Source organism: Corynebacterium sp. ACRQP (assembly GCF_022345915.1).
Taxonomy (GTDB): domain Bacteria; phylum Actinomycetota; class Actinomycetes; order Mycobacteriales; family Mycobacteriaceae; genus Corynebacterium; species Corynebacterium lehmanniae.
This window is the reverse complement of record NZ_JAKRMZ010000004.1, coordinates 53,587-77,432: the sequence shown is the minus strand read 5'-3', so window position 1 is coordinate 77,432 and position 23,846 is coordinate 53,587. Positions and strand designations below refer to the sequence as shown.

19 protein-coding genes are annotated in these 23,846 nt (G+C 63.5%); 4 read left to right on the top strand and 15 right to left on the bottom strand.

The features are described from left to right. Window positions 1–23: 23 nt before the first annotated feature. Window positions 24–719: a hypothetical protein gene (locus MHY23_RS02860; protein WP_239306345.1), complete on the bottom strand. Its 696-nt coding sequence runs from the start codon at window positions 717–719 to the stop codon at window positions 24–26. Window positions 720–738: 19 nt separating this feature from the next. On the opposite strand from MHY23_RS02860, the gene MHY23_RS02855 reads away from it, so the two are divergent. The 3 genes from MHY23_RS02855 to MHY23_RS02845 all read left to right on the top strand — a co-directional run bounded on the left by MHY23_RS02855 (window position 739) and on the right by MHY23_RS02845 (window position 5,396). Then, window positions 739–1,035, top strand: a complete 297-nt coding sequence (locus MHY23_RS02855) for a rhodanese-like domain-containing protein (RefSeq protein ID WP_181889094.1) — start codon at window positions 739–741, stop codon at window positions 1,033–1,035. A gap of 55 nt (window positions 1,036–1,090) precedes the next feature. Then, a complete protein-coding gene (locus MHY23_RS02850; RefSeq protein ID WP_181889095.1) occupies window positions 1,091–1,528 on the top strand; it encodes a MarR family winged helix-turn-helix transcriptional regulator in 438 nt (145 codons plus the stop codon). Window positions 1,529–1,601: 73 nt separating this feature from the next. Further along, window positions 1,602–5,396, top strand: a complete 3,795-nt coding sequence (locus MHY23_RS02845) for a Pls/PosA family non-ribosomal peptide synthetase (RefSeq protein ID WP_239306344.1) — start codon at window positions 1,602–1,604, stop codon at window positions 5,394–5,396. Window positions 5,397–5,439: 43 nt separating this feature from the next. Here MHY23_RS02845 and MHY23_RS02840 read toward each other — a convergent pair whose 3' ends face one another. The 6 genes from MHY23_RS02840 to MHY23_RS02815 all read right to left on the bottom strand — a co-directional run bounded on the left by MHY23_RS02840 (window position 5,440) and on the right by MHY23_RS02815 (window position 9,241). Then, a complete protein-coding gene (locus MHY23_RS02840; protein ID WP_239306343.1) occupies window positions 5,440–5,583 on the bottom strand; it encodes a hypothetical protein in 144 nt (47 codons plus the stop codon). 30 nt (window positions 5,584–5,613) lie between these two features. Beyond that, a complete protein-coding gene (locus tag MHY23_RS02835) occupies window positions 5,614–6,036 on the bottom strand; it encodes a hypothetical protein (RefSeq protein ID WP_239306342.1) in 423 nt (140 codons plus the stop codon). Between the two features lie 135 nt (window positions 6,037–6,171). After that, entirely contained in the window at window positions 6,172–7,056 is an 885-nt protein-coding gene (locus tag MHY23_RS02830) for a hypothetical protein (RefSeq protein ID WP_239306341.1), read from the bottom strand. Between the two features lie 135 nt (window positions 7,057–7,191). Further along, window positions 7,192–7,899, bottom strand: coding sequence for a hypothetical protein (locus MHY23_RS02825; protein WP_239306340.1), 708 nt, complete (start codon window positions 7,897–7,899; stop codon window positions 7,192–7,194). A 68-nt stretch (window positions 7,900–7,967) separates the two neighbouring features. Next, on the bottom strand, window positions 7,968–8,648 hold the full coding sequence (locus MHY23_RS02820; protein WP_239306339.1) for a hypothetical protein: 681 nt from the start codon (window positions 8,646–8,648) through the stop codon (window positions 7,968–7,970). A gap of 83 nt (window positions 8,649–8,731) precedes the next feature. Then, complete coding sequence (locus tag MHY23_RS02815; RefSeq protein WP_239306338.1) at window positions 8,732–9,241, bottom strand: hypothetical protein; 510 nt, start codon at window positions 9,239–9,241, stop codon at window positions 8,732–8,734. 195 nt (window positions 9,242–9,436) lie between these two features. Between MHY23_RS02815 and MHY23_RS02810 the strand changes: the two genes are divergently transcribed. Continuing rightward, window positions 9,437–9,760, top strand: a complete 324-nt coding sequence (locus MHY23_RS02810) for a helix-turn-helix transcriptional regulator (RefSeq protein WP_239306337.1) — start codon at window positions 9,437–9,439, stop codon at window positions 9,758–9,760. Window positions 9,761–9,972: 212 nt separating this feature from the next. On the opposite strand, the gene MHY23_RS02805 is transcribed toward MHY23_RS02810, so the two are convergent. From MHY23_RS02805 to MHY23_RS02770, 8 genes are all read right to left on the bottom strand, one after another. Next, window positions 9,973–13,821 (bottom strand): SpaA isopeptide-forming pilin-related protein, encoded by a 3,849-nt coding sequence (locus tag MHY23_RS02805; protein WP_239306336.1) that lies wholly within the window; start codon window positions 13,819–13,821, stop codon window positions 9,973–9,975. A gap of 14 nt (window positions 13,822–13,835) precedes the next feature. After that, window positions 13,836–14,768, bottom strand: a complete 933-nt coding sequence (locus MHY23_RS02800; protein ID WP_239306335.1) for a SpaA isopeptide-forming pilin-related protein — start codon at window positions 14,766–14,768, stop codon at window positions 13,836–13,838. Beyond that, window positions 14,768–15,676, bottom strand: coding sequence for a class C sortase (locus tag MHY23_RS02795; RefSeq protein WP_239306334.1), 909 nt, complete (start codon window positions 15,674–15,676; stop codon window positions 14,768–14,770). The genes MHY23_RS02800 and MHY23_RS02795 overlap by 1 nt, the downstream gene beginning before the upstream one ends. A 171-nt stretch (window positions 15,677–15,847) precedes the next feature. After that, window positions 15,848–17,572: a SpaH/EbpB family LPXTG-anchored major pilin gene (locus MHY23_RS02790; protein ID WP_239306333.1), complete on the bottom strand. Its 1,725-nt coding sequence runs from the start codon at window positions 17,570–17,572 to the stop codon at window positions 15,848–15,850. Between the two features lie 503 nt (window positions 17,573–18,075). Beyond that, window positions 18,076–19,863 (bottom strand): metallophosphoesterase, encoded by a 1,788-nt coding sequence (locus tag MHY23_RS02785; RefSeq protein WP_239306332.1) that lies wholly within the window; start codon window positions 19,861–19,863, stop codon window positions 18,076–18,078. Between the two features lie 60 nt (window positions 19,864–19,923). Further along, the gene (locus MHY23_RS02780; protein WP_239306331.1) at window positions 19,924–20,787 is read right to left on the bottom strand and encodes a class C sortase; all 864 of its coding nucleotides are present in this window, start codon (window positions 20,785–20,787) and stop codon (window positions 19,924–19,926) included. Then, window positions 20,768–22,189, bottom strand: a complete 1,422-nt coding sequence (locus tag MHY23_RS02775) for a hypothetical protein (protein WP_239306330.1) — start codon at window positions 22,187–22,189, stop codon at window positions 20,768–20,770. Before MHY23_RS02775 ends, MHY23_RS02780 begins: the two co-directional genes overlap by 20 nt. A 116-nt stretch (window positions 22,190–22,305) precedes the next feature. Continuing rightward, a complete protein-coding gene (locus MHY23_RS02770) occupies window positions 22,306–23,811 on the bottom strand; it encodes a SpaH/EbpB family LPXTG-anchored major pilin (RefSeq protein ID WP_239306329.1) in 1,506 nt (501 codons plus the stop codon). Window positions 23,812–23,846: the final 35 nt, after the last annotated feature.

The window sequence follows — 23,846 nt, the reverse complement described above, 5'->3', positions numbered from 1 at the left end:
CAAAAGAGACGCAAAAATCTTGACTACCGCGGCTCGAAGGCCGTCTCAACCTCGTCGTCGGTCGCCGTTCCGGCCAGCTGCCACCCCACCACGGCGTTGCGCACGCTGTCCGCCAGCAGGTTCGCCGGCTGGATGCAGGAAATGGTCAGCAGCCGCCCCGGCATCGGCCCCGTGCCCCAGATCTCCGCGTTGCCCGCCAGCGCGCCCTTGTCCGGGTCGTGCAGGTCGGTCGCGGTGTACTTCAGCCAGTCGTCGCCCGAGGTTTCCGTGCGCAGGAACAGCGTGTCGCCTTTGGCTACGGTGTGGCGTTCGGCTTTGCCGTCGTAAAGCTTGTTAAACACCGCATCCACGCCCGCGCCGGTATGCCCCGCCACGACCACAATGTCGCCGGCGTCCGTGCCCGGCAGCTCGTACGGGTAGCTCTCCCCCGTCAGCGCGCACGCCTTATCCATGCTCTTCGGGTCGATTTTGCCGTCCACCACGCGGCAATCCGCCTGCTCGAACCCGGCGCGCAGCCCCAGCACCGGCACCACCATCTCCACCGGGCGCCCCTGCGCGATCGAGGCAGCAGCTTCTCGACGAGGCTCCGCCGACACCGACGTCTCTGGTGCTGCCGCTGGGGGGTCCGAAGGTTCGTCGTGAAGCAGTGCCTTGAAACCTGCGCGCACCAGAAGGAACAGAATCAGCAGTGCGACGATGCGGCGGACGTGGTACTTCACGGCAGTTATCATACGAGCCATGAAGGAAGTTTCCGTAGATAAAGTCCCCGCAGGCGCGCAGCTTATCGACGTCCGCGAGCCCGACGAGTACGCCGCCGTCCGCGCCGAGGGCGCCGTGAACATCCCACTGTCCGAGTTCGTCGCACGCACCGACGAGATCGACCCGGAGCGCGACATTTACCTGATCTGCAAGTCCGGCGGCCGCAGCGCGCAAGCCGGCGAATACCTGGAGCAGGCCCGCGGCTGGGACAACGTCATCAACGTCGCCGGCGGCACCACTGCCTGGGTGGAGCAGGGCCTGCCACACCAAAATTAGGCAGTCTTAGGCGTTCCCAATTGTTGGGCGCCTAAACATAGTTATGATGAAGGCCATGCCCACGCTCCCCGAACTGCCGTCCACACTGGCCAAGTCCCCCCACTTCCAGGTTGAACGCGTGCGCAGGCACACCAAAGACGAGGTCGAGCGCACCCTGGCCAAGCACGACTCCACCATGCGCGAGTACTGGATCCTCACGTGCGTGGACGGGGAGCCGATGAGTCAGCGCCAGCTGTCGGAGCTGCTCACCATCGACGCGTCCGACATGGTCCGCCTCATCGACAACCTGGAGAACAACAACTGGGTCACCCGCGAGCGCGACCCGAAGGACCGACGCCGCCAGATCGTCGCCGCCACCAAGAAAGGCACCAAGGTGCTGGCGAAACTTGCCGCGGACGTGGCTGAGGCGGAGGACCGCGCGCTGGAGGCGTCTTCCAACAAGCAGCTGAAGAGCCTGCGCAAGCTCTCCCAGGCGCTGGACGGCGACGACTAGAACGTGGGCGGGCGCAAATAGTTGGCGTTTCCCATAATTTGCGGTTTTTCGTTGCGCTATTAGCCTTATCCGCATGTCTCAGCCCGACAACCCCCTCCTTCGCAGCCACCTGGCCCCGCCGGCGCGGACGCTCATCGACGTCCTCACGGCCACCGCCGCCGAGCACCCCGATGCCGCCGCCATCGACGACGGCGGCGCGAACTCCGCCGACGACGGCGTGCTCACCTACGCCGAACTGGTGGAGGAAATCGAGCGCCGCGCCGCCGACATGCGCAAGATGGGCGTGCGTGATGGGGGCCGCGTGGGGATCCGGATGACGTCGGGAAGCAGGGAGCTCTACCTTGCGATCCTGTCCACCATGCGCGCGGGCTGCGCGTACGTGCCGGTGGACGCGGACGACCCGGACGAGCGCGCGGAGACCGTGTTCGGAGAGGCGGACGTGGACGCGATCTGGACCGACGACGGCCTGCGGGTGCTCAAGCCTGCGCAGCCGACCCCGCTCGGCGAGGTCACCCCGGACCACGACTGCTGGATCATCTTCACCTCCGGCTCCACAGGAAAACCGAAAGGTGTGGCGGTGACGCACCGTTCGGCGGCCGCGTTCGTGGACGCGGAGGCGCGCCTGTTCTGCCAGGACAACCCGCTCGGCCCGGACGACCGCGTGCTGGCCGGGCTGTCCGTGGCCTTCGACGCGTCCTGCGAGGAGATGTGGCTGGCCTGGGGCCACGGCGCATGTCTGGTGCCGGCCCCGCGCGCGCTGGTGCGCTCCGGCCAGGACTTGGGCCCGTGGCTGATCCGCCGCGACATCACGGTCGTGTCCACGGTGCCGACTCTGGCCGGCCTGTGGCCGAAGGAGGCGCTGGACAACATCCGCCTGCTCATCGTGGGCGGCGAGGCCTGCTCGCAGGAGCTGACCGACCGCCTGGCGGACGGCCGCGAGATGTGGAACACCTACGGCCCCACCGAGGCGACCGTGGTGGCCAGCGCGAAGCAACTGTTCCCGGGCGAGGCGGTCACCATCGGCTGGCCGCTGGATGGCTGGGACCTCGCAGTCGCCGAAGACGGGGAGCTCATCATCGGCGGCGTGGGCCTAGCCCGCTACCTGGATCCGGAGAAGGACGCGGAGAAGTACGCGCCGATGGGCGACTGGGAGCGCGCGTACCGCACCGGTGACCACGTCAAACTCACGGACAACGGCCTTGCCTTTATCGGCCGCGCGGACGACCAGGTGAAGATCGGCGGGCGCCGCATCGAGCTGGGCGAGGTGGAGGCCAACGTCGCCGCGCTCGAGGGCGTGTACAACTCGGCCGTGGCGGTGCAGACCCTGCCGTCGGGCGACAAGGTGCTGGTGGGCTACGTCTCCCCCAACGACGGCACCGAGCTGGACGTGCAGCAGATGCGCGAGCGCCTCGCCGACACCATGCCCGCGGCGCTGGTGCCGCGCCTGCACGTCATGGACGAGCTGCCGATCCGCACCTCCGGCAAGGTGGACAAGAAGGCCCTGCCGTGGCCGCTGCCCGCCAGCGTCGACGCGGTTGGGCTGACCGAAACCGAAACGTGGGTGGCCGAGCAGTGGGTCGAGGTCCTCGGCCTGGACGTGCCGGGACGCGACGCGGACTTCTTCGAGCTCGGCGGCTCGTCGCTCGCGGCCGCCGCGCTAATCACGCGCCTGCGCGAGCGCGTGCCCACCATCGCGGTGCGCGACCTCTACGACCACCCCAGGCTAGAAACGCTTGCTTCGCTTATCGACGAGCTCACGCTTTCCAACCGCACCGCCAAGCGCGAACGCGAAGTAGAGCCCGTCGGCGCCGGCACCCGCGTGGCGCAGAGTTTGGCCCTGGTGCCGGTGATGACGTTGAAGGCAGCCACGGCGGTGACCTGGGTGGCCATCGCGGCGAACCTGCTGGGCCTGACCGAGCTGAGCTGGCCCTGGCTCGCCGCCGCGTTCGTGGTGCTGTGCACCCCGTTCGGGCGCATCCCCATCGGCGCGCTGGGCGCCCGACTGATCCGCGGGCGGGTGAAGCCCGGCGTGTACACACGCGGCGGCGCGCAGCACGTGCGCCTGTGGGCGGCGGAGCGGTGGCTTGCGGCCTCCGGCGCGCTGAACATCTCCAGCGCCAACGCCGCGAAAATCACCGCCCGCATGTTGGGTGCCAAGATCGGCAAGGGCGTGGACATGCACGCCTTCGCACCGGTGACGGGCCTGCTCACCATTGGTGAAGGCTCCGCCATCGAGCCGGAAGTGGACCTGTCGGGTGTGTGGCTCGACGGCGACGAATTCCACGTCGGCGAGGTGTCCATCGGCGCGGAGGCGCGCGTCGGCGCGCGCTCCACGCTCATGCCCGGCACCGAGATTCGCAACGGCGCGCACGTGGAGCCGGGCTCCACCGTCACCGGCCGCAAGCCCGTGAAGAAGCGCTCGCGCTGGGCGGGCTCGCCCGCGCGCAAGGTGGGCCGCTCCAAGCACCGCTTCCCCGACGAGCGCCCGCCGCGCCGACCACTGTGGGCGCTGGGATACGGCCTGACGTCGCTGTTCCTCGCGCTGCTGCCGGCTACTGCCGGTGTCGCCGGCGCCGCCGCGACGGTGGGGCTGGCACACATTGCGCACACCTCGTCGGTGTGGGGCCTGCTCGTGTTCGCCCCAGTCGGCGGACTCGTCTACATCGGTTGCGGTTTGCTGTTGACGTGGCTGGCCGTGAGGGTGGCGTCGATAGGCGTAAAGCCCGGCGTGTTCCCGGTGCGCAGCGTGCACGGCTGGGCGCTGTGGACCGTGACCAGGCTTATGGACGACGCCCGCACCCGCTACTTCCCCATCTACGCAGGCCTGGCCACCCCGGTGTGGCTGCGGTCGCTGGGCGCGCAGATCGGCGAGCGCGCCGAGGTGTCCACCGCCGTGATGGTGCCGAAGCTGACCGAGGTGCGCGACGGGGCATTCCTTGCCGACGACACGATGGTCGGCACCTACGAACTCGGCGACGGCTGGATCCGCACCGACCACACCGTGGTGGGCAAACGCTCCTTCGTGGGCAACTCCGGCATGGTCGCGCCCGGCCGCAAGCTGGCGAAACAGTCGCTGGTGGCGGTGCTGTCAGCGTCGCCGAAGAAATCCAAGGCGGGCTCGAACTGGTGGGGCTCGCCGCCGGAGCGCATGCGCCGCGTCGAGGTCGAAGCCGCCGGCGAGGCGACCTACAAGCCGTCCGCGTCGCTGATGCGCAAGCGCGGGTTTGTGGAGACGCTGCGGCTTTTGGCTCCCATGACGCAGGCGGTGCTGGCCGCGGTGTTCGCCGCTGTTGTGGTGACGCTTCTGGAGCGCTTCGGCTTCTGGACGTACCTCCTCGGCGGCCTGGTGTGGATGGCCGTGGGCGCGCTGGCCGTGCTCACCGCCGTGGTGGCGAAGTGGGTGCTGGTCGGGCGGCACAAGGCTGGCGAGCACCCGCTGTACTCCTGGTTCGTGTGGCTCAACGAGCTGCAGGACCAGTTCGTCGAGGTCGTCGCCGCGCCGTGGTTCTTCAACTGGGCCTCCGGCACCGGCGAGATGAACCTGGCGCTGCGCGCGCTCGGTGTGCGTGTGGGCCGCGGCGCGTGGATCGAATCCTACTGGTTCCCGGAGACGGACCTGTGCGTGGTGGGCCGCGGCGCGTCGGTCGGCCCGGGCACGGTGGTGCAGACGCACCTGTTCCAGGACCGCGTGATGTCCCTGGACACGGTGACGATTCAGGATTCGGCAACGTTGGCGGCGCACTCGGTGTCGCTGCCGGGCTCCGTCATCGGTGATGGTGCGACGGTGGGCCCGGGCTCGCTGGTCATGCGCGGCGACGAGGTGCCGGCCATGACCGTGTGGCAGGGCAATCCCGTGGAGCCGCAGTAGGGGTTTACGGCGCGGTTTCGGTCACGCTCGCCGCTCCCGGGATTCAGTTCCCGAAACTCATCGGTTTGCCGAACGGGCTTTCTGCATCGAACAACTTCTCAAGTTTCGTTGTCTCAGCTGGCCCCTCCAGAATCCGCTGCGCTTGGCTAAAGTCCTCTTCGGAGAGGAAAATCTGTTTCTCTTCCATCGTTGCCTCCTGCGTATTGCTGTTTCTTCGTCAGTTCCATGGCCGGTCATGGTCCTTGGCGGTGCGGAGGTTGCCTTCCCCCAGACATACTTTCCTATCCAGGAACGGCGCAGGCGTCCTTTCAAGGTTAAAGGCAAACCTCGAGCGCCTGCTTGTTGGGTAAAACCACTGCAGCGGAGGTTCCTCTTGCTCCTCAAACCATTCCAGTTTCGATCCCGCGAATCGGTCGGAGTACGTCATCTCAGCTGCGGCTCTAATCAATCGATCCCAATCGGTGTCTCCAGTCGATTGTGGAGCAGAGTGCGCGAGCAAGAACTCTTCGTCTTCGGGTATATCTCGGATGTCAGAGACCACCCGTTTGAGAACCTGAACAGCGAAAGACGGGTCGTTCTCGGTCTGAATTTCGTTGCGCAACCAGTCCGCGAACTTGGGATACGAATAGTGCCGTTCCACAACCACACCTCCTTCCACCGAGGTCAATCAACCTAATGAGCAACAGATTACTTGGTTGGGCAAGCGAAGGCCCCGCCTTGCGACGAATCGCAAAGCGGGGCCGACGATCTCAGAGCACTTCGGCGCTATAGAGCCTTAGACCGTCTCGCGGCGGCTGAAGGCGTAGCCCGCAGCGCCCACGATGGACAGGATCAGCAGCGCGACCAGGCCAGCGGGCAGCTCTGCCACACCGGTGGAGGCGTTCATGCCGCGCTCGCCGTTCGCTGCGGCGGCGTTGCCGGTTCCGTTCGCCGCGGCGCCAGCGTTGCCAGCGCCTGCGTTGCCGGCGGCCGGGGCGCCGCCGTTGGCCTCGACCTGCTTGGCGATCTCATCGCCGTGGTCCTTCTTCACCTGCTCAGACTCGGCCTTCTCTTCCGGGGAGGCCGGCTGGTCGACGCGGTTCGGGTCCTTGACCAGGTCTCCGTCCTTGTTCACGAAGTACTGCACACCGGCGATGATCAGGCCCAGGCCGGCGAGTGCACCCAGGGAGCCGAGCACGATCGCGGCAGTGTTGTCCTTGGTGGTCGGCGTGGCGGTGGCAGTGGCGGTACCTGTCGCGGTCTCCGTCGCAGTTGCCGTCGCGGTGCCGGTGGAGGTGCCCTCAGTGCCCGCGGCAGCGCCCGAGTCACCCGCCGTTGCCGTTTCCGTGGCCGTCGCGGTAGCAGTGGCGGTTTCGGTCTCGGTCGCAGCCTGCTCATTCGTGCCCAGGGAGTTCGACGAGGTCGGCTCCGAGCCCTCCGGGGCGCCCGGAAGCAGCTGGTCGTTCGGGTTTTCCGGGGCGTTGCCGGTCGCCTGCGCGGCACCGTCGCCAGTGCCGTTGCCGAAGATGCTCATATCGGCATCGTTCGGGCTGTCGGTGGCCTGCTGCACGCCGTCGTCGAGCTTCGGCGCGTTGCTCTCCTGAGCACCCGCAGTCGGGATTACGCCAGCACCAAGTGCGGCGGCGGTCGTCAGTGCGATTGCAGTCTTGTTCAAACGCATTGTCTGCTCCTTCACTTTCGGTTGTTTATCCCACCCACCTAATGCATCGGCCAGGTGGCGCGGTTACGTTACAACCGGACCCTCCACGCACCCTGTCAGTTCGATACGAAATACACGCACAATGGGTGCCGCGAGCTATCCCCGGGGGATGGCTGGGGCGGGTTCGGCGGAGCCGTCGATAGGCCCGGCGACACCTGCAAACTGCCAGCCCACAACCGCATTTCGCACCGACTGCTGGTAGAACGGCGGCTGGATGCAACTGATTGTCAGCAACCTGCCAGGGGTGGGGCCGTCACCCCAGATGGAGGTGTCGCTGCTTAGTGACGCTTTCACCGGGTCGTGGAAGTCCGTCGCCGTGTACTTCAGCCACGCCTCGCCGGAGGCCTCGGTGCGCAGGTACAGCACGTCGCCGGCGCGGACGGTGTGGTGGTCGGCGGAGCCGTCGTAAAGCTTGTCGAAGACTGCCTCCACCCCGGAACCTGTGTGACCCGCGATGACCACAATGTCCTCGGCCTGCGAGCCCGGCAGCGCGTACGGGCGGTCGGGTGAGGTGTACGCGCAGGCGAGGTCGAGCGTGGCCGGGTCGATGGTGCCGTCGTGCGCGCGGCAATCGTTCGGTTCGAAGTCCGCGACCAGGCCAATTGCGGGAATGTACATCTCCAGCGGGCGGCTGTCCGCGATGTACGGCGCCTCCTGCTGCGGTGCCGGGGCTTCGGCAGCGGGAGGCTCGGGCGCGGGCTCGTCGGTGGGCTGGTCGTTGCCGGTCCACCACAGGTATACGAGGGCCAGCAGCGTGACGACGACCAAAGGTCCGACCACGGACCGCCCAGAATGTGATGCCACGGCGTACTCCTTCCCAGTTCAATGACGCGATAGTAGTCCTGCTGGGCACCAAGACAATTTTCGGCGTTCTAGAGCTTCGGCGGCGGGAGCATCGGCTTGAGGGGCTCAGGGACTCCGATTTCCCCTTGGGGTCGTAGTCTCCGGATCTCTTCCAGCGCCTCGCCCCAATGCGTCTGATCAAGGGGCATCCAATTCTCAACCTCAGACAGGTGCGAGCTCGAGAGGATCTTGTTTACCCCCGAGTGTTCAGATTTTGTCAGCCCTCGTTTCACCTCAGTTCGATGCGCGCACGCGAGTAAGGCGAGCGCATCTTGGACGTGGCGCTCCCGGTTCGCATCAGGGAGCTGAAGGGCATGGCCCTTCATCGCAAGGGCTGACCAGGCGTTAGGCAATCTGACCGTGTGCGCCTCACTGACCGGGACCTCAAGCACGTCCTTCGGCGTGCCGCTTGCAAGTCTCCCGAGCGCTGACTTGGAACCAGGGCATTTCACAACGTTGTACCCGCGCCATCGGTCAGGCGTGCGGTCGCTGTCGATTCCCATCACGTCCACTTGGGATCCCTTTTCGTGACGGAACTGGTGAAGAAACCCTTCTCGCCTCAGCGGCGTGATTTGCTCGTACCCTGCCCTCTCCAGTGCTTCCGCTACGCCAACCAGCGTCGAATTGTTAATTGGATCAACGACGATGTCCACGTCTTCCGTGGTTCTTCCGTAGCCAACATGGCTTAAGGCGCAATGCAGCTGGGTCATTGCCCCACCTACGAGCAACCAGTCCTCCCCATCCAACGCAGATGCGACCTGATGTAGCCAGGGGTACACGCCGCCCATCATGCTTACGCAGCGCTCGCCGCGTTCTCCCTGACGTATGTCCGGACCGCTGCCTGCACACGTGTACCCCCAAGCATGTAGGCATCTGCGAGCGCTTGCTTTTCTGAGCAATCTGGTTCTCTGACGAGGACACCTACGCGCGACGTCCGATCGCTCAACCCCAAAATTCCTGCGTTGGCGAGGTCCTCCAAACCAGCTACCTGAACGTACCTCCGCCCCCCTGGGGCAAGCCCCATCGCACGGGCATCTAGCAGCCCGAGTTCAGCCGGGAGCAGCCGATCCGCGCTGTTGAAGTGCGCCGCTTCGATAAAGCCAATATCCCGAGCAACGAAAGCCTGATCCGGCCCGAAAATTTCCACAAATTCGTCGGACACGTATCGCGCTAATGCTTGGGCGAGCATGAGATTGACAGTCCCCTGCTCATCCAGTGCTACGCAAACGCTTTCAGCGACACGCGCGATCTCATCGAAATCAGCGCGAAAGTAGTCGGCAGCTTGCTCCAACGTAACCCTCATCGCCCTTACCCTCCTTCCCGGCCTCTCGGCTCAACTGGAGCTCAGCTTAAACGCTTGATCTGCGTCTTTCTAGTCCCCTACTGCAGCACTCACAGCGGAATGAGGGGTCCGTCGCGGGGTCTCGGCGGCAGGTGCCGCAGGTCGTCAACTTCTGTATCATAAATGATACAAACTGTGACACAAAGGGGGAGTCCCGTGAGCGATGCATTCAACGCGCTGCTTCAGGTGCAAACAGAGAAGGACCCAGCATTCGCTGAAGCTTATGAACGTGAGCTGAAACGGATTCAGACCTACGACCGAATCGTTAACGCAATTGAGGAGCACCGCGAGGACCTCGGACTCACCAAGAAACATATGGCTCAGGTTTCCGGCATCCCGTACTCTTCCGTTCGTCGGTTACTTACCTCGAGTGGACGGGAAATGAATCCAACCGTTGGCACGCTCGTGGACTTAGCAGCGTCTGTAAATCTACGCCTCACGCTGGAGCCCGATACCGACCGTCTGGAAACAAAAGCGTAGGTTTACGTCCGCGAGATATAGCGCGCAACCAGCCTTGCCGGGGCAAGAGACCGAACTGGCCGACCGTTTTCGTCGGGCCTGAAGTATTCGTCTCGAAGCGCACTTAATTGCACAAAACGGCTCTCCGCGAATACCTCGCCAGTGCTACTCCCCGGCACGACCACCGGCGAGGCCACCACCTGAAGTGCAGTGACCTCGCCATGGGCAGCCCCCTAGGCGCGAGATCGCCTTGCCGCTAGGCTTCCGCCCAAAGCCACGAGGAGGAGAGAGAGTAGAGTCGTCCAGTGGACACCAATTCCGCCCGTCTTCGGGAGTTCACCCTGCAGCACGTTCGCTACCTTCAAGAATACGGTCGAGGTTTCGCTCTCGAAGCCCTTGCCGACGACAAAATCTGCACCCGTCTCCACCTGGATAGTGAACCCCTCAGACGATTGAGTCAGGTCAAAACGTATCGGCCGCGGCAACAGAGCGTAGCCAACCGGAGCCTTTCGCTCTACAAGTACATAGCCGCCGGGCTCCAGCGTGGAAGTGCTGCCGGTCGTCCATACTGGGTCGCCTGCAAACTCGGTACCCGTGGCATTGGAGGCGCGGTACACATCAAACCGCGCACCGTCAATCGGCTTGCCGTCTTGGTCGACTTTATCAATACGGAATCCCGCGTTCTTTGGATCCTCTGCATTTGAGACGGAGCACGTCACGATCTCGCCGCTGCGCGCAACGAGCTGAAAACCATTCTCCAAGTTTTCAACCTCGAGAGTGGTCGGCGGGCGCTTATCGGTATAGCGGACGATACAAACTGCATTATTGCCATTCCGGGGGAACAACGAGTAGCCGTTCACTTCGTGCTCGACAATATTGACGCGCACGGACTCGTCCGGGGTGTCAGTTTCCAAATGAAACTCGACCTGACCGGTGTTATCTGTCTCCGCCGTTCGCGTGGCAACTCGTCCTGTTTGGCCAACAGGTGGAACCAGATTACGCCCTTCTGGAGTCGTGGCTTCGAACCGCCAACCACTGAGCTTCGGATCCATGACTGTGTTACCTTTCGCGTCCACAACGTCCTTAGACAACGTCACAGACCCAGTACAGTTGGCAAGTGCGAGCTGCGAAAGGATCGCATCAAGCTCACCGAATGTCTTGGCCACACGCGCATTGTCGTCGCCGATAACGTTGCCAATTTCTATGGGTGTACGCTCGCCAGCGGCCCACGTGCTCCAGTCCCGCTGATCAAGCTGAACCTGACCATCAGTCTTTGGCCGTGAAGCATCCGGACGAGGCTGGGGCTTACGTGGAGAAGCCAGCACGTCGCCGAAGCCCTTCCCGAGAATCATCCGGCGGGCCACTTGGAAAATGTCCATGGCCCCTTGGTTCAGCAGATGACGCACGAAAGTGCCATTCTTATTCTCTTCCCAAAGGTAGAGAATGTCGCCGGGCAGCGTTTTCCGGGCTTTACGGTAAGCGTCTACCCGGTAGTACGGCACGGTGGAATCCTTTGCCACCGGTTCCTTGAATCTCGGGTCAACGTTGACCAGAACAGGCTGAATGTAGCTGCCTTGTTTCTTCACCTGGTCTGCAACATCGCGTGCGCGAGTCACGTCAGAGACGTGCACCATACCGGCCGATGGACCTTCGGCACCACCAGTGAGGCCCTCCCCTGCACTGCTGTATGTAGGGAAGCCATCGGTGACAAAGTACACTGCATCGTACCGGTTTGAGCGGTTTTCCTCGTTGTATTTGCGGATCTGTTCAAGTGCCGCTTCCCAGTTGGTGGAACCCGCGCCCACACTGTTCACTGCCGCGGGCGCCTTCATATTGGACCGATACGATTCAATGGCGCGGCGAACATTGTTAGCCCCCGCTTCGTCATAAATTGGGGTGCTTGTCACCTCCGCCTCGGTAAAACGAGGAGCCTGCGAGCCGAAGTTATAGATACCAACTGACGTGCCGGTGCCTTCCAAGGAATTCACGATACGCAGTGCAGAATTCGCCATCGCATCGATACCATTCTCGACGATCACCGAGTTCGATGCGTCCATCACAATCGCAATGTTCTGACCGCATCGCTTCGGAAGCTCGGGGTTAGATTCCGTTGGCTTATCCCAGCCCTGAGGCGCTCCAGTCCGTAGCCCCTCGAAGGCACTATCGGGCTCGTTCGGATACAGGTCGTGCTCCAACGCCATCACGAAATCGTCAGCGACACTGTCGGGATTGATCTTGCGGTTCGCGTCGACGGTAATGAGGGCGCAGTAAGCGTCCGCATCGCGTGGAATCGTGACCCGATCACTATAACGGGCTGTCACTTGGTCGCCGTCAATTTTTTCATTGGTTCCAGTTTGGATATCCGTCAAACCGTTCTGAGAATAGAACACATCCCGATTAAAGTCGACGATTTCCGCCTTGATATCGCTGCTCGGAACGATCTTGAATCCTGTCAACGGCGTCCGCTCAGTAAAGGTGGCACACACCGAGATCCTCTGGTTCGGGTAGGCGAAGTTACTCTGCCGTTCCTCCGTATATGTGAGTTTTCCAGGTCCAATCGGTGCGTCGACCGACGAATCTTTGACCGGCATGCGGTTGTTCCGGTTGTAATTCATCTTCACAATGATTTTGCTACCCGCTGGCACCCGCAACCCCTGAGGACCTGAGAAACGGACACCTGCCCAATCACCGATCGGGGAAACGCCGGAAGTCTCGCCTGCCTTGCCTGCAGCACGGTACAGCTCTCTTCCGTCCGGGCCTTGAATGATCAGCTCTTGACCCGAGACGTCACTGTTTAGGTCAAACCCATTATGCGTCAGCTGCGCGTCGATCGGACCCGAAATTATGGAGTCCTTGTTTATCGTGCGCGTCATCACCACATCAGAGCGACCGACATTCTTCGCGTTCGTTGCAGTCGTGGTGAGACTTCCGTTCTCCGTCTGGCCAGTCCAGCTGTAGTCTTTCAAGTCCTCGGATGCTGTTCGTCCGAGTACTTCAATGAGGTAATCATTTCTGTCCGCCGAATTGCCCTTAAAGTACACGGCCATCGTGTCACCAGACCAAAAATCCAATGGCTGCGAAACTGGGAACTCAAGACACTCCCCATACCCTGCTTGCGGCGTACAGTTTTTCGCCTGCGAGGCAGCTACCTGCCGGTTGATTGTATATCGCTGATTTTTTGCAAGGAGAAGGTCACCCCCCTTATTGTTTGCATGCTGCCGCTTGAAGTGAATGCGGACGGAATGCACGAACGCCGTGTTACCTGGCCCTCCCTCGTTTATCGTTACCTCGGCCCCTCGCCCCCAAGTACCGAAGCCATGCTGATTACGATAGGCCGCCCCATTCCAGAAGTTAGTTCGCGTCACGTCCAAGGGCCGGAATGTCTCTGCTTGACGTAAGGTTCCTGCAACAGGAGTGGAGTCTCCGAGAGAGTCGGCACCCACCTCAAACATCTGCAACGTGACACGGGCGGGCACCTCATCACTCTCGGCGATCTCGTAATCGCCCTCTCGCTCAGTTTTTGCCTCAATAACCAGCTCGACCGGCGGGATAGTGTGCAGCGCGTGCAGATCAAACCCAATAAATGCCCCACTGCGCGTATTCGTCCAGCCGAAGGCTTTGTCCTCCAGCTCACGGCCATCCGCAGTCACGGAGAGCACCTTAGTAATTTTGACGTTGGTTTTCAGCGCGAAGATGTCCTCCTTCGAGGCCTTACCTCCCCACTGCCAAAGTTCGCCCTCGGGGTCGTGGACAGTGATGGTGTCAACGCCGTCGCGTCGAGTAACGCTCACACTTTCGGCCGACTTCGGCGCAAGAAGTGGTGATTTCGGAGCCATTGCCGAGGGACGCGGCGCAGCGCTGGAAGGCGCTCCCGCTACCGCTTCGGAAGCAGAATCTTGTACATCACTCTCCCCAGCTGGCGATTCCTCGGAAGGTTCCGAAACTGACGAGCTCTCTGCTGCAGGGATTACAACAGGGTCCTCTGCGCCTGCCGGCGCAACCCCTACAGCCATGACAAGCACAGCCGCGAGCAGGGCACGAACTGGGCGTGCAAATCGAGCACGCGCGGTGGTGTGACGCATCGATGTACTCCTCATTAGTCTTCTACCTTCCTACGCGCAGCCAGGATCACGCCGAGCAGGACCAATGCCAGGCCCAGCCCGGCTGCCCAGAGCACGTTCGCGCCGGTTTCGGCGAGATCGCCGCCGCGTCGACCGCCGTCTGAAGGCTGTGTCACCGTAGTCACCGATCCGTTCGGCTGGGTGGTTACATACGTCGACGGGCGGGTGGTGATCACCGTGGTCGAGCCGTTCGGCATCGTGGTGGTGATCGTGGACTCGACCGGGGTAGACACCGTGGTGCGCTCCGTAGAGGTCTCGATTTCCCGGTCCGTGGTGCGCTCGGTGGTGCGTTCAGTCGTACGCGCCCTCGTTGTGGAGGTGGACTCGGACGGTGTGGGCGTCGGCGTAGATGTCGGCGGATCACCGCCGTCGCTGCCGTCCCATTTGGTTACCACGACGTTCTCGTATTTGAACTCGGTGCCGCGCACGTCGCCCAAAGGAAGGATGATCAGTTGCGGGCTGGACACGTGGTATTCGCGGCCGTCGTCCGGGGCATCTTCCTCCAACAGGTACAAACCTGCCTGCAAGTCGTCGAAGCTGGCTGCACCGCTCTCGTCGGTACGGGAGGTGCCGATCTGTGTGAGGCCTTTAGCTTTAGCGTCGTCAAGCGATAGTTGCTTGGCCGCTGCGCGGCCTTCGTCTGTGGTCACGTCGGTACCGTCAACCAACGACAACTTGAACGTCGCCCCGGCGATGGCTGGCGGCTTCTGTCCTGCCGGCACATCGTCGTAGGGGTTCGTGGCCGCTTTCTTCACCACCAACGAGATAGAGCGTGCGGTATCCACGCTTGCTGCGGGGATGTCACGGTCGTTGCCGCTGATCACCTTCGCATCGGCAGCAGGGCCGAAGAACCCGCACGCAAGGACTGACGCCGCGCCGAGCGCCGCCACAAACTTCGAAGTGCGCATTAGGACAGAACCTCCCTGGTCATGGCGTCCTTGCGGTCGCTTTTCTTCTTCTCGCGGATGATCCACCAAATCAGCGCCAGCAGCACCAGCAACGCCACTGCACCGAGCACCCACATCCACCACTGGACGGTGGAGGTTGACTCGTCGAGCATCTTCGCCTCGTCCGGATCCAAGGGCACGCGCTCCGCGTGCACGAGCAGACGGTGGGTGTTGATGCCGTACGGGGTGCAGGTGACCAGCGTGAGCAGGTCGCGGCCCGCTTCCGCGCGTAGGCTGTCGGTCTCGTCCGGCAGTACGACCTCGGTCTTGTACACCTGGTACTTCAGACGCTTGCCAAAGGTGGACACGTAAATGGCGTCGCCTTCCTTGACGTCCACGAGGTCGTCGAAAAGCGTTGCCGTAGTCAGCCCGGTGTGGCCGGTGATCACCGAGTGGAAACCCTCGCCGCCGGTGGGCAGCGCCGAGCCGTACAGGTGGCCGAGGCCCTTCTGCAGCGTGTTGTCGCTGGTGCCGTGGTAGACGGGCAGGCGCACGTCAATGGACGGAATCGCCAGCTGCGACATCGCGGACACACCCGCGAGGTGACGCTCGTACTCCTTGTACTCGGCGTTGTCCTCGCTGATGCGCGCCAGCCACGGATCCAGGATCGGGCCATCGGTGTGCGTGCGGTTGTACTCCACCGCCGCGTCGTACGCCCGGTTCACCTGCTCCGGCGGCGCGACCGACAGCTGATCCTCGTACTGTTTGGCCACCTGCTCTTGCACGCGGTTGTTCCACTGCGTGGAAATCACCGGGTACATGAGCACAAGTAGCCCGACAAGAATGATGAGGACAGGCAGGCCGACACGCTGGAAAAAGGACTTCTGCGCCGGCTGTTGCCGGTGCTTCGCCTTCACTGCGGTAGTCACCTGTCGTGTCCTCTCTGTGGGGCCGTCGCCTATCGACGACCTCCGGTTTCAAACTGGGGCAGGAATTTTTCGCCCTCCTGCCGGCGGGCGTGCGCGCCCCGGTTGTTTCGCCGGGGCGCTTCCCGGCCTAGCGTTTGTTATCAGCCGCTAGACCTAGGTCCGCGCTTTCGCTTATGCGGACTGGGAGTTGCGACGTGCCGCGTAGACACCGCCGCCGATGATGGTCAGACCAGCCAGGGCCATGATCAGCACACCCATGCCACCGGTGTTCGGCAGGAACGGGACGCTGTTCTTGAGGTTGTTCACCGCAACGCCGTTCGCAATCTTGTCGCCAGCAGCCTCGAAGTTCGCGGACTTCGCGTTGGTGGTGGTGAGGAAGTTCGCCGGCTGACGGCCGTTCTTGGTCTCGCGCGTCAGCTCGAGCGGGTAGACAGCATCCTTGTCGAAGGTGTATCCGGCCGGCGCGGCGGTCTCACGCAGGCAGTACTTGCCCGGGTTTTCAACCACAGCGTCGTCGGCGTAGTCGGTGACGTGCAGGCCCTCGAAGGTGAGGGTGCCGTTTTCATCGGTTTCGCCATTGGCGATTGCGTCGCCGTCAATTGCGGTGCCTTCAGCGTTGCACTTGCCCACCTCGAACTTCGCTCCCGCGAGCGCGGTGCGCTTGCCGTCTTCCTCACCGGTCTTGAACACCTGGATGTTGCCGAAGTAGGAAACGACCTTGTCGTTCGGGGTCTCGTTCGGCGGGGTGTCGCCCGGCGGGGTGTTCGGCGGGGTCTCCGGCGGAACCTCGGAGAAGTTGCTGTCGTCGGTGGAGTGACGGAAGTACTCGCGAACGGAGTTCTCCACTTTCTGGTCGGCGTTCGCGCCATCGAGCAGGTCCGCGGTCACGGTTGCGATCACGCGGTCGCCCGGCTTGAGCACGGACGGATCCACACCGACGAAGAAACCAGCGTTCGCGCCATCGGCGAGGTTCTCGTCCGCGACGGAGGCGTAGCCCTCATCCGCGCCAACAGCGAAATCGGTGCCCTTGGTCAGGTCCTTCTCGGCACCGTCGACGCTGATGACCTTGACCGCCAGGTTCTCGTAGTCCGGCTTGATCTCGGTGTTGTTGTAAGCATCGCGCAGGCCGAACCAGTCGAGCTTCTTGCCCTCCTGGGCGGACGGAACGATACCGGTGAGGGTGTAAGTCACCTGATCCTCGTTGAGGACGTGCTTGCCCTCATCTTCAACTGCCTTCTCAACGCGTGCGAAGGAGTTCTTCGGATACACGTTGACGTTTGAGATCCAGCCGTCACCAGCCGGGTTGGTCATCGGCAGGAACACGATGAACGGGTCGGCCGGGACGAGAGTCTCCGTACCGTTCGACTCGTAGCCAGCCTCGGCCGGGCGTGCATTCTCCCACTCGGTCTCGGTGACGAGGTATACGCCAGCAGGCAGGTTAGAGAAGGTTGCCTGGCCGTTGCTGTCGGTAGCGATCTTTTGAGCGGTGAACCCGGTATCCTTGGTGATCTCCGGCTTCTCTGCGACGCCGGCCTTGTTGTATTCCTGGGTCAGCTTCGCCAGACGGTTGAACTCCGCCTGGTCGCGGATGTCGCCCTGGAGCTTCTCCACCTGGAACTTCGCGCCCTGAAGCGCCTCGCCGGAAATGCCGTCGTCAGCCTGGCCGGTGCCGATGCGCAGCTCGGTCGGGTTGTAGCGTTTGTTAACCACGAGGGAGAAGTTGTCACCCTCCGGAATGGTGGAGGATGCGGCGAGCTGCTCGGTCGCACGCGGCGTCGGTGCAACGGTGTTAGTGGTCTGCGCCAGCGCGTCCTGCGCGGCGATACCAGCGGAGCCGGCGAAAGTCAGGCCCGCGGCGATGGCGATCGCGGCGGTCTTCTTGATGGCAATTGCCATGGAAAATCCTTTCGGAGAATCGAAATTCGCTGGGCCCGAGTAGCGGTCAGCGATGGGAGGTTGAGCTGGGAGACGACAAACTCGTCCACGCCACCTCTGGGCCCAGCTTGGGCGCCAACGCTGACCATAACGGAACCGTAACTCGGTGTCCATACTCGCTTCACGCGAGCTGTCAAAACCGTAAAGCGCTGAGAAACATCAGGTCAGGTATACCTACGCTCGAAAGGGTGTTAGCCCAATGTTACTTCGCGTCTACCTCTAGGTTTTTCCCACACTTGCCAGCTGTACTGCCGTAATCAGGAAGCATGAATGCGTCAAAAAGTGAGGTTCTCTCAGTAATCAGAGTCCGAAGGGGGTACAGCACGGGGGTGCACCGCTATCAGCGGGTTAACCACCCATCCGATCAATGTCCCTGGGCACAATCGACAGGGGCATGCCTGCGGCCGCTGCCCCGCCCGAAATGTGACTTGCAAGATGCCGTTTATCGCCGTCGGGCCAGTGGATCAGCGGATCAGCTCCAAAGGCACTGCCGGCAGGCCGAGGCCACCCAATACTTCATGCACACGCGGCGCAAGCACCGCAAACGCCCCGCCAATCGCGGCGAGAATGCCAATAGCTACCGCGATCTTCTCGCCGGTGGAGGAACCGCCAGCGGTATCCGTGGGCGTATCCGGGTTGGGCTTGGCCGGGGCGTCGACCGCGGGCGCCGCCACGCGCTTTTGCTTGGAAAAGTCCTGGTACTTAATCATCTTCGCCTCGCCGTTGGGGTTGGCCAGGCCATGGCCGTCCTTAAAGTCCCAGGCCTCGACGCGGATGCGGTCGTCGTAGACCTTCACGCGCAGGCCGGTGGCGGCCTTGTCGTCCACGATCTCCTCGTCGTGGTCGCCGTCCGGCAGGTACTCGTTCAAGATCGCGCCGGTGTTCACCACGGGGAAGCCGATGGCGCCTTGCGGGGTGCCGTCGTAACGCCTGGTGCCCCACCAGTTGTTCTGCTTCAGCGAGGAGTGCGAGTGGCTGGTGAACGCGACGATGTCGTTGTACTTGGACAGCACATCCGAGATTGCCTGCTCGTCCTCGAAATCGTTCTGGTACCAGGCGGAATGGCTCATCGACACCGTCTCTGGCAGCAGCGGGTGCGTAAACACCAGCGCGGTCACGCCCTGCTTATCCCAGTGCGCGAGGCGCTCATCCAGCCACTTCAGCTGCTCGGCGGAGATGCGCTGGAACGGCTCCTTGCCGTCGCGGTCGACGTCCGAGTAGTACTCCGTGTTAATGCTGATCAGCGGGGTGCCGTCCACCACCACCTCGTTCCACGGCTTGTCCTGCCCGGAATATTTGAGGAAGCGCTGCATGTGCACCTCCGAGGTTTCCTTGCCGTACATCTCGTGGTTGCCGATGGTCCACAGCTCCACACCCGAATCGTGCGGGACCTCCTTGCGCGCGGCTAGGAACTTGTCCCACTGCTCCTGGCTGCCGTTATCCACCAGGTCGCCGTTGATCACCAGCGCGCCCGCCTTCTCCGGCATGGCGTTGAGGCGCCGCACGGCCAGCTTGAAGTCCTCCGGGTCGTCCTGCGTATCGGAGATGACGTCGATGACGGTGTTCGGCTTCTCCGCGGCCGGGGTGAACGGCGCGCGCACCGCGACGTTGTCCACGGCCCACCAGTAGTCGTCGTTGCCGCCGAGGTAGCTAAACGTCACCTGCATCGTCGTGGCGCCTTCCGGCACGTCGAGCTCGAAGTACTCGTGGGAGGAGTAGCGATCGCTAGTTAGCCTATCGACGACCTCCGGTTCCCCACCATCGAACCCCACCGCAACCTGCGCCTGCTGGCCGTCCTTGCCTTGGCGGTAGTGCTGGTCGAACTCGAGGGCGACCTTGTTCTGGCCGGCGATGTCAATCGGTGCGGTGCTCATGCGCGCGTCCATGGAGTCGCGCTCGGTAAGGCGCTGCTGCTTCGAATCGATGATGGCGAACTGGTCGTGCCCCTGGGTGAAAAAGTGGCGCTCGTCGGTGCCGGCGGCCCAGGTCCAGTGGCGCACGTCCGAGATGGTCCATCCGTTCCAGCGGGCCTCGCCCGAGGTCACGCCCTCAACGTCTTGCGACCAGCCCTCAGGCAGGTCGTGCGTGAAGTGGGCGGGGTTATCCACCCCGTCGAAGCCCTGGAAGTACAGGTACGGACGGGTGGATTCGGGGAACGCCTCCGGCTGGGCGGCGCTAGCGGGAGCGGCGAACGGGACGGCGATGGCGAGGGCGGTAGTGGTGGCGACGACGAGTGCACGGCGAGAGATCATGCGTCAAAAATTAGCACCACCTGAGAGATCCCGCAGCGCGAACTCGGACCGCACCGCTGCCTAGTTACCGATCGGGCCGCGTCCGCGTTGGTTCTTCCGCCGGTCCCGCCAGCGCTTCCACAGAATCAGCAGGAGCACCAGCAAAACAAGCAGCAGCACCGCGATCATCCACCAGGACCACACAAAGGCATCCACGGTGGGCTCTGGCGTCGTGGGATCCAGGGGAGCTCGCTCAGCGTGGACGAGCAGGCGATCGGTGTTGAGCCCGTACGGGGTGCAGGTGATTAGGGTGATTTTGTCTTTGCCGGGCTCGTAGGTCACGGCGTCGTAATCGTCGGGCTTGACCACCTCGCGCGACGTCATGCGGTAGCGCAGGCGCTCACCGAGCACGTCGATGAAAATGTCGTCGCCGGGCTTGAGCATGGGCAGCTGGTCAAACATCGCCGCGTTGACCATGCCGGTGTGCGCGGAGATCACCGCGTTGGTGCCGTCGCCGCCGACGGGCAGGGTGGAGCCGTACATGTGGCCGGCGCCGTCGTAAAGTACGTCCGCCCTGGTGGTGTGGTACACGGGCAGGTCCACGTTGATGCGCGGGATGCGCACGCGCGCCATCACGTGGTAGCTCTCCGGCAGGATCAGCTGGGACATGTAGTCGTCGAAGCCGGGGTCCTCGTCACGCGGGGCGCGCGCGTGGGGGCCGGCTGCCAGCAACCGGTCGTTGTACTCGTGGGCGCGGGCGAGCTCGCGGGCCTTGGTGTCGTCGCTGAGCTCCTGCACCGCGCCCGCGTATTCCTCGTTCTGCTTAATCTGCCGGTACTGCGCGGACAGCGTGGACGCGATCGGGTACAGCAACAGCAGCGCCCCCAGGATCAGCACGATCCAGGACACCGCGTTGCTGCGGCGCTTACTCTTCGTCGCCGTCATTGCGCCTGCGCAGGATCAGCCCAAGGATGATCAGTAGCACCGCCACGCCGGTAATGCCCAGCACCCCGGCACCCGTTGAGGCGAGGTCACCGACGCGCTTACTTATCGACGGCGTCCCGTCCCCCTCACCTTCCCTCACCACGGTTTCAGTCACAGTGGACGTGGAACCGTCCGCCCGCGTGGTCTCCCGGGTGACCACCTCGGTGACGGTGGCGTCGGAGGGGGCGGCGCTGGTCTGAGTTTGGGCTTCGGTCTCGGTCTCGGTGCTGGGCTGGTCGTCGTCGGTGACGGTGGTGGTTGCGGCGGCAGCGTCGAAGCACTTGCCGCGCTGCACCACGTTGATGTGGTTGACGTGCTCGACGGTGACGGGCGCGCGGGTGGCGTCCATGCCGTCTGCCGTCAGCGTCGCGGTGGCTGCGAGGTCCCCGAGCGTGGCGTTGCGTACCGGGCCGCTGCCCCACGGCTTCTTCTCGTTCGCCTTCGCCGGCACCCAGGTCTCAACCGTGGTGGCCGGATCCAGCGACTTCGCGCGGGCGAGCTTGGCCAGGCCCGCGCTGGTGAGCGTGAAGGTCGCCTCGTCGTTGCCCTGCTGCTGCTCGTCGTAGTCCTCGCCGCGTTTCAGCTCGGTACTCTTGCCCGCGCCGTGGATGGTCAGCCGCGGCGCTTGCAGCTTGGTCACCGGCTGGTCCTTGCGCGCCGTGCCCGGCACCTGCTTCGAGGTGGTCGCCGCCGCTGCGTCGAAGCGAAGCACCTGCTCGCCTCGCGCCACCACGCTGCGGGGCCCGTCATTGACCCACTTCACAGTGTGGCCACGCGAGAACTCCAAGGTCAGCGCGTACTGGTTCAACGTGCCGTCGGTGGAGAGGTTCGGCACGGTGGAGACAAAGTCGTACTCCACATACGTCCCAGGCGCTGCGGCTTCCTTCCATTCCGGGGTGTTGCACGCCGTCAGCGGGTCCACGCTGATCCCCAGCTCCTGCGCCTTCGGCGCCACCACCTGCGCCGGCTTGTCCGGCGTCACCGCCACCACGAACGGGGCGTAGGACACGCGCGCGTCCTGCGTATCCGGGTTGTCCGCCACCCGCACCAGGTACACGCCGGTATCGAGGCCCGTGAAGGTGGCGGTGCCATCTTCCGACGCTTTGGTGTCCACCTTGCGCAGGCGGTCGGGGTGGTCGCGTGCGATCGCCGGGATGTCCAGGGATTGGAGGGTTTCGGGGGTGGGCCGGAGGTCGTCGATAAGCAACAGCTCCACATCGCGGTCCCCGATGCGCGCGAACCAGTCCGCGCCGACGCTTTCCCGGAGATCGACCCGGAGGTCGGCGGCGGACGCGGCGGGCGCGCAGGCAAGGAAGGCAGCGGCGAGCGCGGCGGCCAGCCTGGGTGCCGTGCGTAAGTGCATGGTGTCCTTCCTTGTCATGGTGGGGGCTTGCGTGGGCCACAGATGGTGAATGGCAGATGGTGAAAATGCGCCAATTCCGGGCATATTCACCATCGGTGTTTCACCATCTGCGCGGTTTAAGCGTTGCGGCGGCTGAGCTGGTACGCAGCGCCACCGCCGAACAGCACGAGGCCGAGCGCGAGGATGTAGAGCATGGTGCGCTCACCGGTCGCGGGCAGGCGGCCCCAGATGTTGTCCTTCACGTCGTTGGTGGTCACGGTGTACACCGGACGACCGTTCACATCCTCGCCCTTAACGAGCTTTTGCGGCTCCGGGTTGAGCAGGAAGCCCTCAGGCGCCTTGGTCTCCACGGCGCAGTACTCGGTCTCCGGGTCGAACTGGAGCGCAAACGCGGTCACGGACGCCGGGGTGGAGTCGTCGCCGCCGACGGTGGTGAAGGTGTTGCCGGTCTTGGCGTCACCGGCCTCGTTCGCAGCGTTGAGCGCCACGGCGTCATTGGAGACCTTGCCGTCTTGGCACGGCACAACCTGGAACTCGGCACCGGCGCCGGTCTTCTCGTTGTCCTTGTTCTTGTCGTTGACGGTCTTGGAGAACACCACGTTCACGTACTGGGTCTTCGTGTCGTTCTTCTCTTTGTTTTCGTCGGAGTTCGACTTGTTGCCGTCGATGATGTCCCGCTCCGGCACGGACTTGATCGACCCATCGCGGTTGGGCACATACACCTCGGCGGTGTTGACCACGGTGCCGTTCGCAGGGATCGTCTTCACGGTGGCGCCGAAGACAACCTGGACCTGCAGCTCCGGGTTGTCCTTGCGCAGGTTCGCCAACTTCGTGCGGCCAGCGTCAGTGAACTTCACCACGAGGCGGTTGTTTTCGTAGGTGACGGTGTAGTCACCCTCGGCCAGGGTTTCAGTGCTGTTCAGGAGGGTGACCTCGGCGGAGCCGTCGTTAAGCGTGAATGCCGCGGGCACCTGGTCTTCGATGCGGTAATCGGAGATGGTGCGAGATCCGTCCTGCAGCACGTCACCGGCCGGGACCGGGGCCTTGACGGTGTAGGTGACGGTGTCGCCGACGTTCTTGTTGGTGTCGGAGACGGCCTTGGTCGGGTTGATCAGCTGGTTCTTCGGCTCGATCGTCGGGTTGTAGTTGATCGTGCCGTCCTCCTGCGTCAGCGGGAGGGTGACCAGGAACGGTGCGGCGACGGTGTAGTCGCCGTTGACCAGCTCGGTGACGCGGTACAGGCCGACCTCGAGGTTGTCGAATTTGACGGTGCCGTCGGAACCGGTGGCCTTGGTGCCGATGGTCTCATCAACGGTCGCGGCAGTCGCGCCGCCTTCGACGATCTCGTTGGCCTCTTCCCAGCCCTTTGCGGTGTCCAGGCCGTTGGTCATCTTGATGCGCTCGACCTTGAACTCGGTGCCTGAGATGGCTTTCTGGTCCTGGCCCGGGGTGTTGTCCTGCTTGGAAATGGTCAGGCTCACCGGCTTCGACGCATCGATAGCGTTGTTGGCCTGCTGCGCGATGGCAACCGGCGCGAGGTCCGGGGCGACGGCGAGCGGGGTGGCGGTTGCGAACGCGGCCGCGGCGGCCAGCGCGAAGGTCTTCTTGGTCAGGTTCGACATGGTTCAGAATCCCTTTCTGGGAGTGGGTGGGTGTG

Excerpts from the sequence above, each read along its gene's own strand:
- MHY23_RS02855 (WP_181889094.1), top strand. The coding sequence starts at position 739 with ATGAAGGAAGTTTCCGTAGATAAAGTCCCCGCAGGCGCGCAGCTTATC.
- MHY23_RS02850 (WP_181889095.1), top strand. The coding sequence starts at position 1,091 with ATGCCCACGCTCCCCGAACTGCCGTCCACACTGGCCAAGTCCCCCCAC.
- MHY23_RS02845 (WP_239306344.1), top strand. The coding sequence starts at position 1,602 with ATGTCTCAGCCCGACAACCCCCTCCTTCGCAGCCACCTGGCCCCGCCG.
- MHY23_RS02840 (WP_239306343.1), bottom strand. The coding sequence starts at position 5,583 with ATGGAAGAGAAACAGATTTTCCTCTCCGAAGAGGACTTTAGCCAAGCG.
- MHY23_RS02830 (WP_239306341.1), bottom strand. The coding sequence starts at position 7,056 with ATGCGTTTGAACAAGACTGCAATCGCACTGACGACCGCCGCCGCACTT.
- MHY23_RS02820 (WP_239306339.1), bottom strand. The coding sequence starts at position 8,648 with ATGACCCAGCTGCATTGCGCCTTAAGCCATGTTGGCTACGGAAGAACC.
- MHY23_RS02815 (WP_239306338.1), bottom strand. The coding sequence starts at position 9,241 with ATGAGGGTTACGTTGGAGCAAGCTGCCGACTACTTTCGCGCTGATTTC.
- MHY23_RS02805 (WP_239306336.1), bottom strand. The coding sequence starts at position 13,821 with ATGCGTCACACCACCGCGCGTGCTCGATTTGCACGCCCAGTTCGTGCC.
- MHY23_RS02800 (WP_239306335.1), bottom strand. The coding sequence starts at position 14,768 with ATGCGCACTTCGAAGTTTGTGGCGGCGCTCGGCGCGGCGTCAGTCCTT.
- MHY23_RS02790 (WP_239306333.1), bottom strand. The coding sequence starts at position 17,572 with ATGGCAATTGCCATCAAGAAGACCGCCGCGATCGCCATCGCCGCGGGC.
- MHY23_RS02785 (WP_239306332.1), bottom strand. The coding sequence starts at position 19,863 with ATGATCTCTCGCCGTGCACTCGTCGTCGCCACCACTACCGCCCTCGCC.
- MHY23_RS02780 (WP_239306331.1), bottom strand. The coding sequence starts at position 20,787 with ATGACGGCGACGAAGAGTAAGCGCCGCAGCAACGCGGTGTCCTGGATC.
- MHY23_RS02775 (WP_239306330.1), bottom strand. The coding sequence starts at position 22,189 with ATGCACTTACGCACGGCACCCAGGCTGGCCGCCGCGCTCGCCGCTGCC.
- MHY23_RS02770 (WP_239306329.1), bottom strand. The coding sequence starts at position 23,811 with ATGTCGAACCTGACCAAGAAGACCTTCGCGCTGGCCGCCGCGGCCGCG.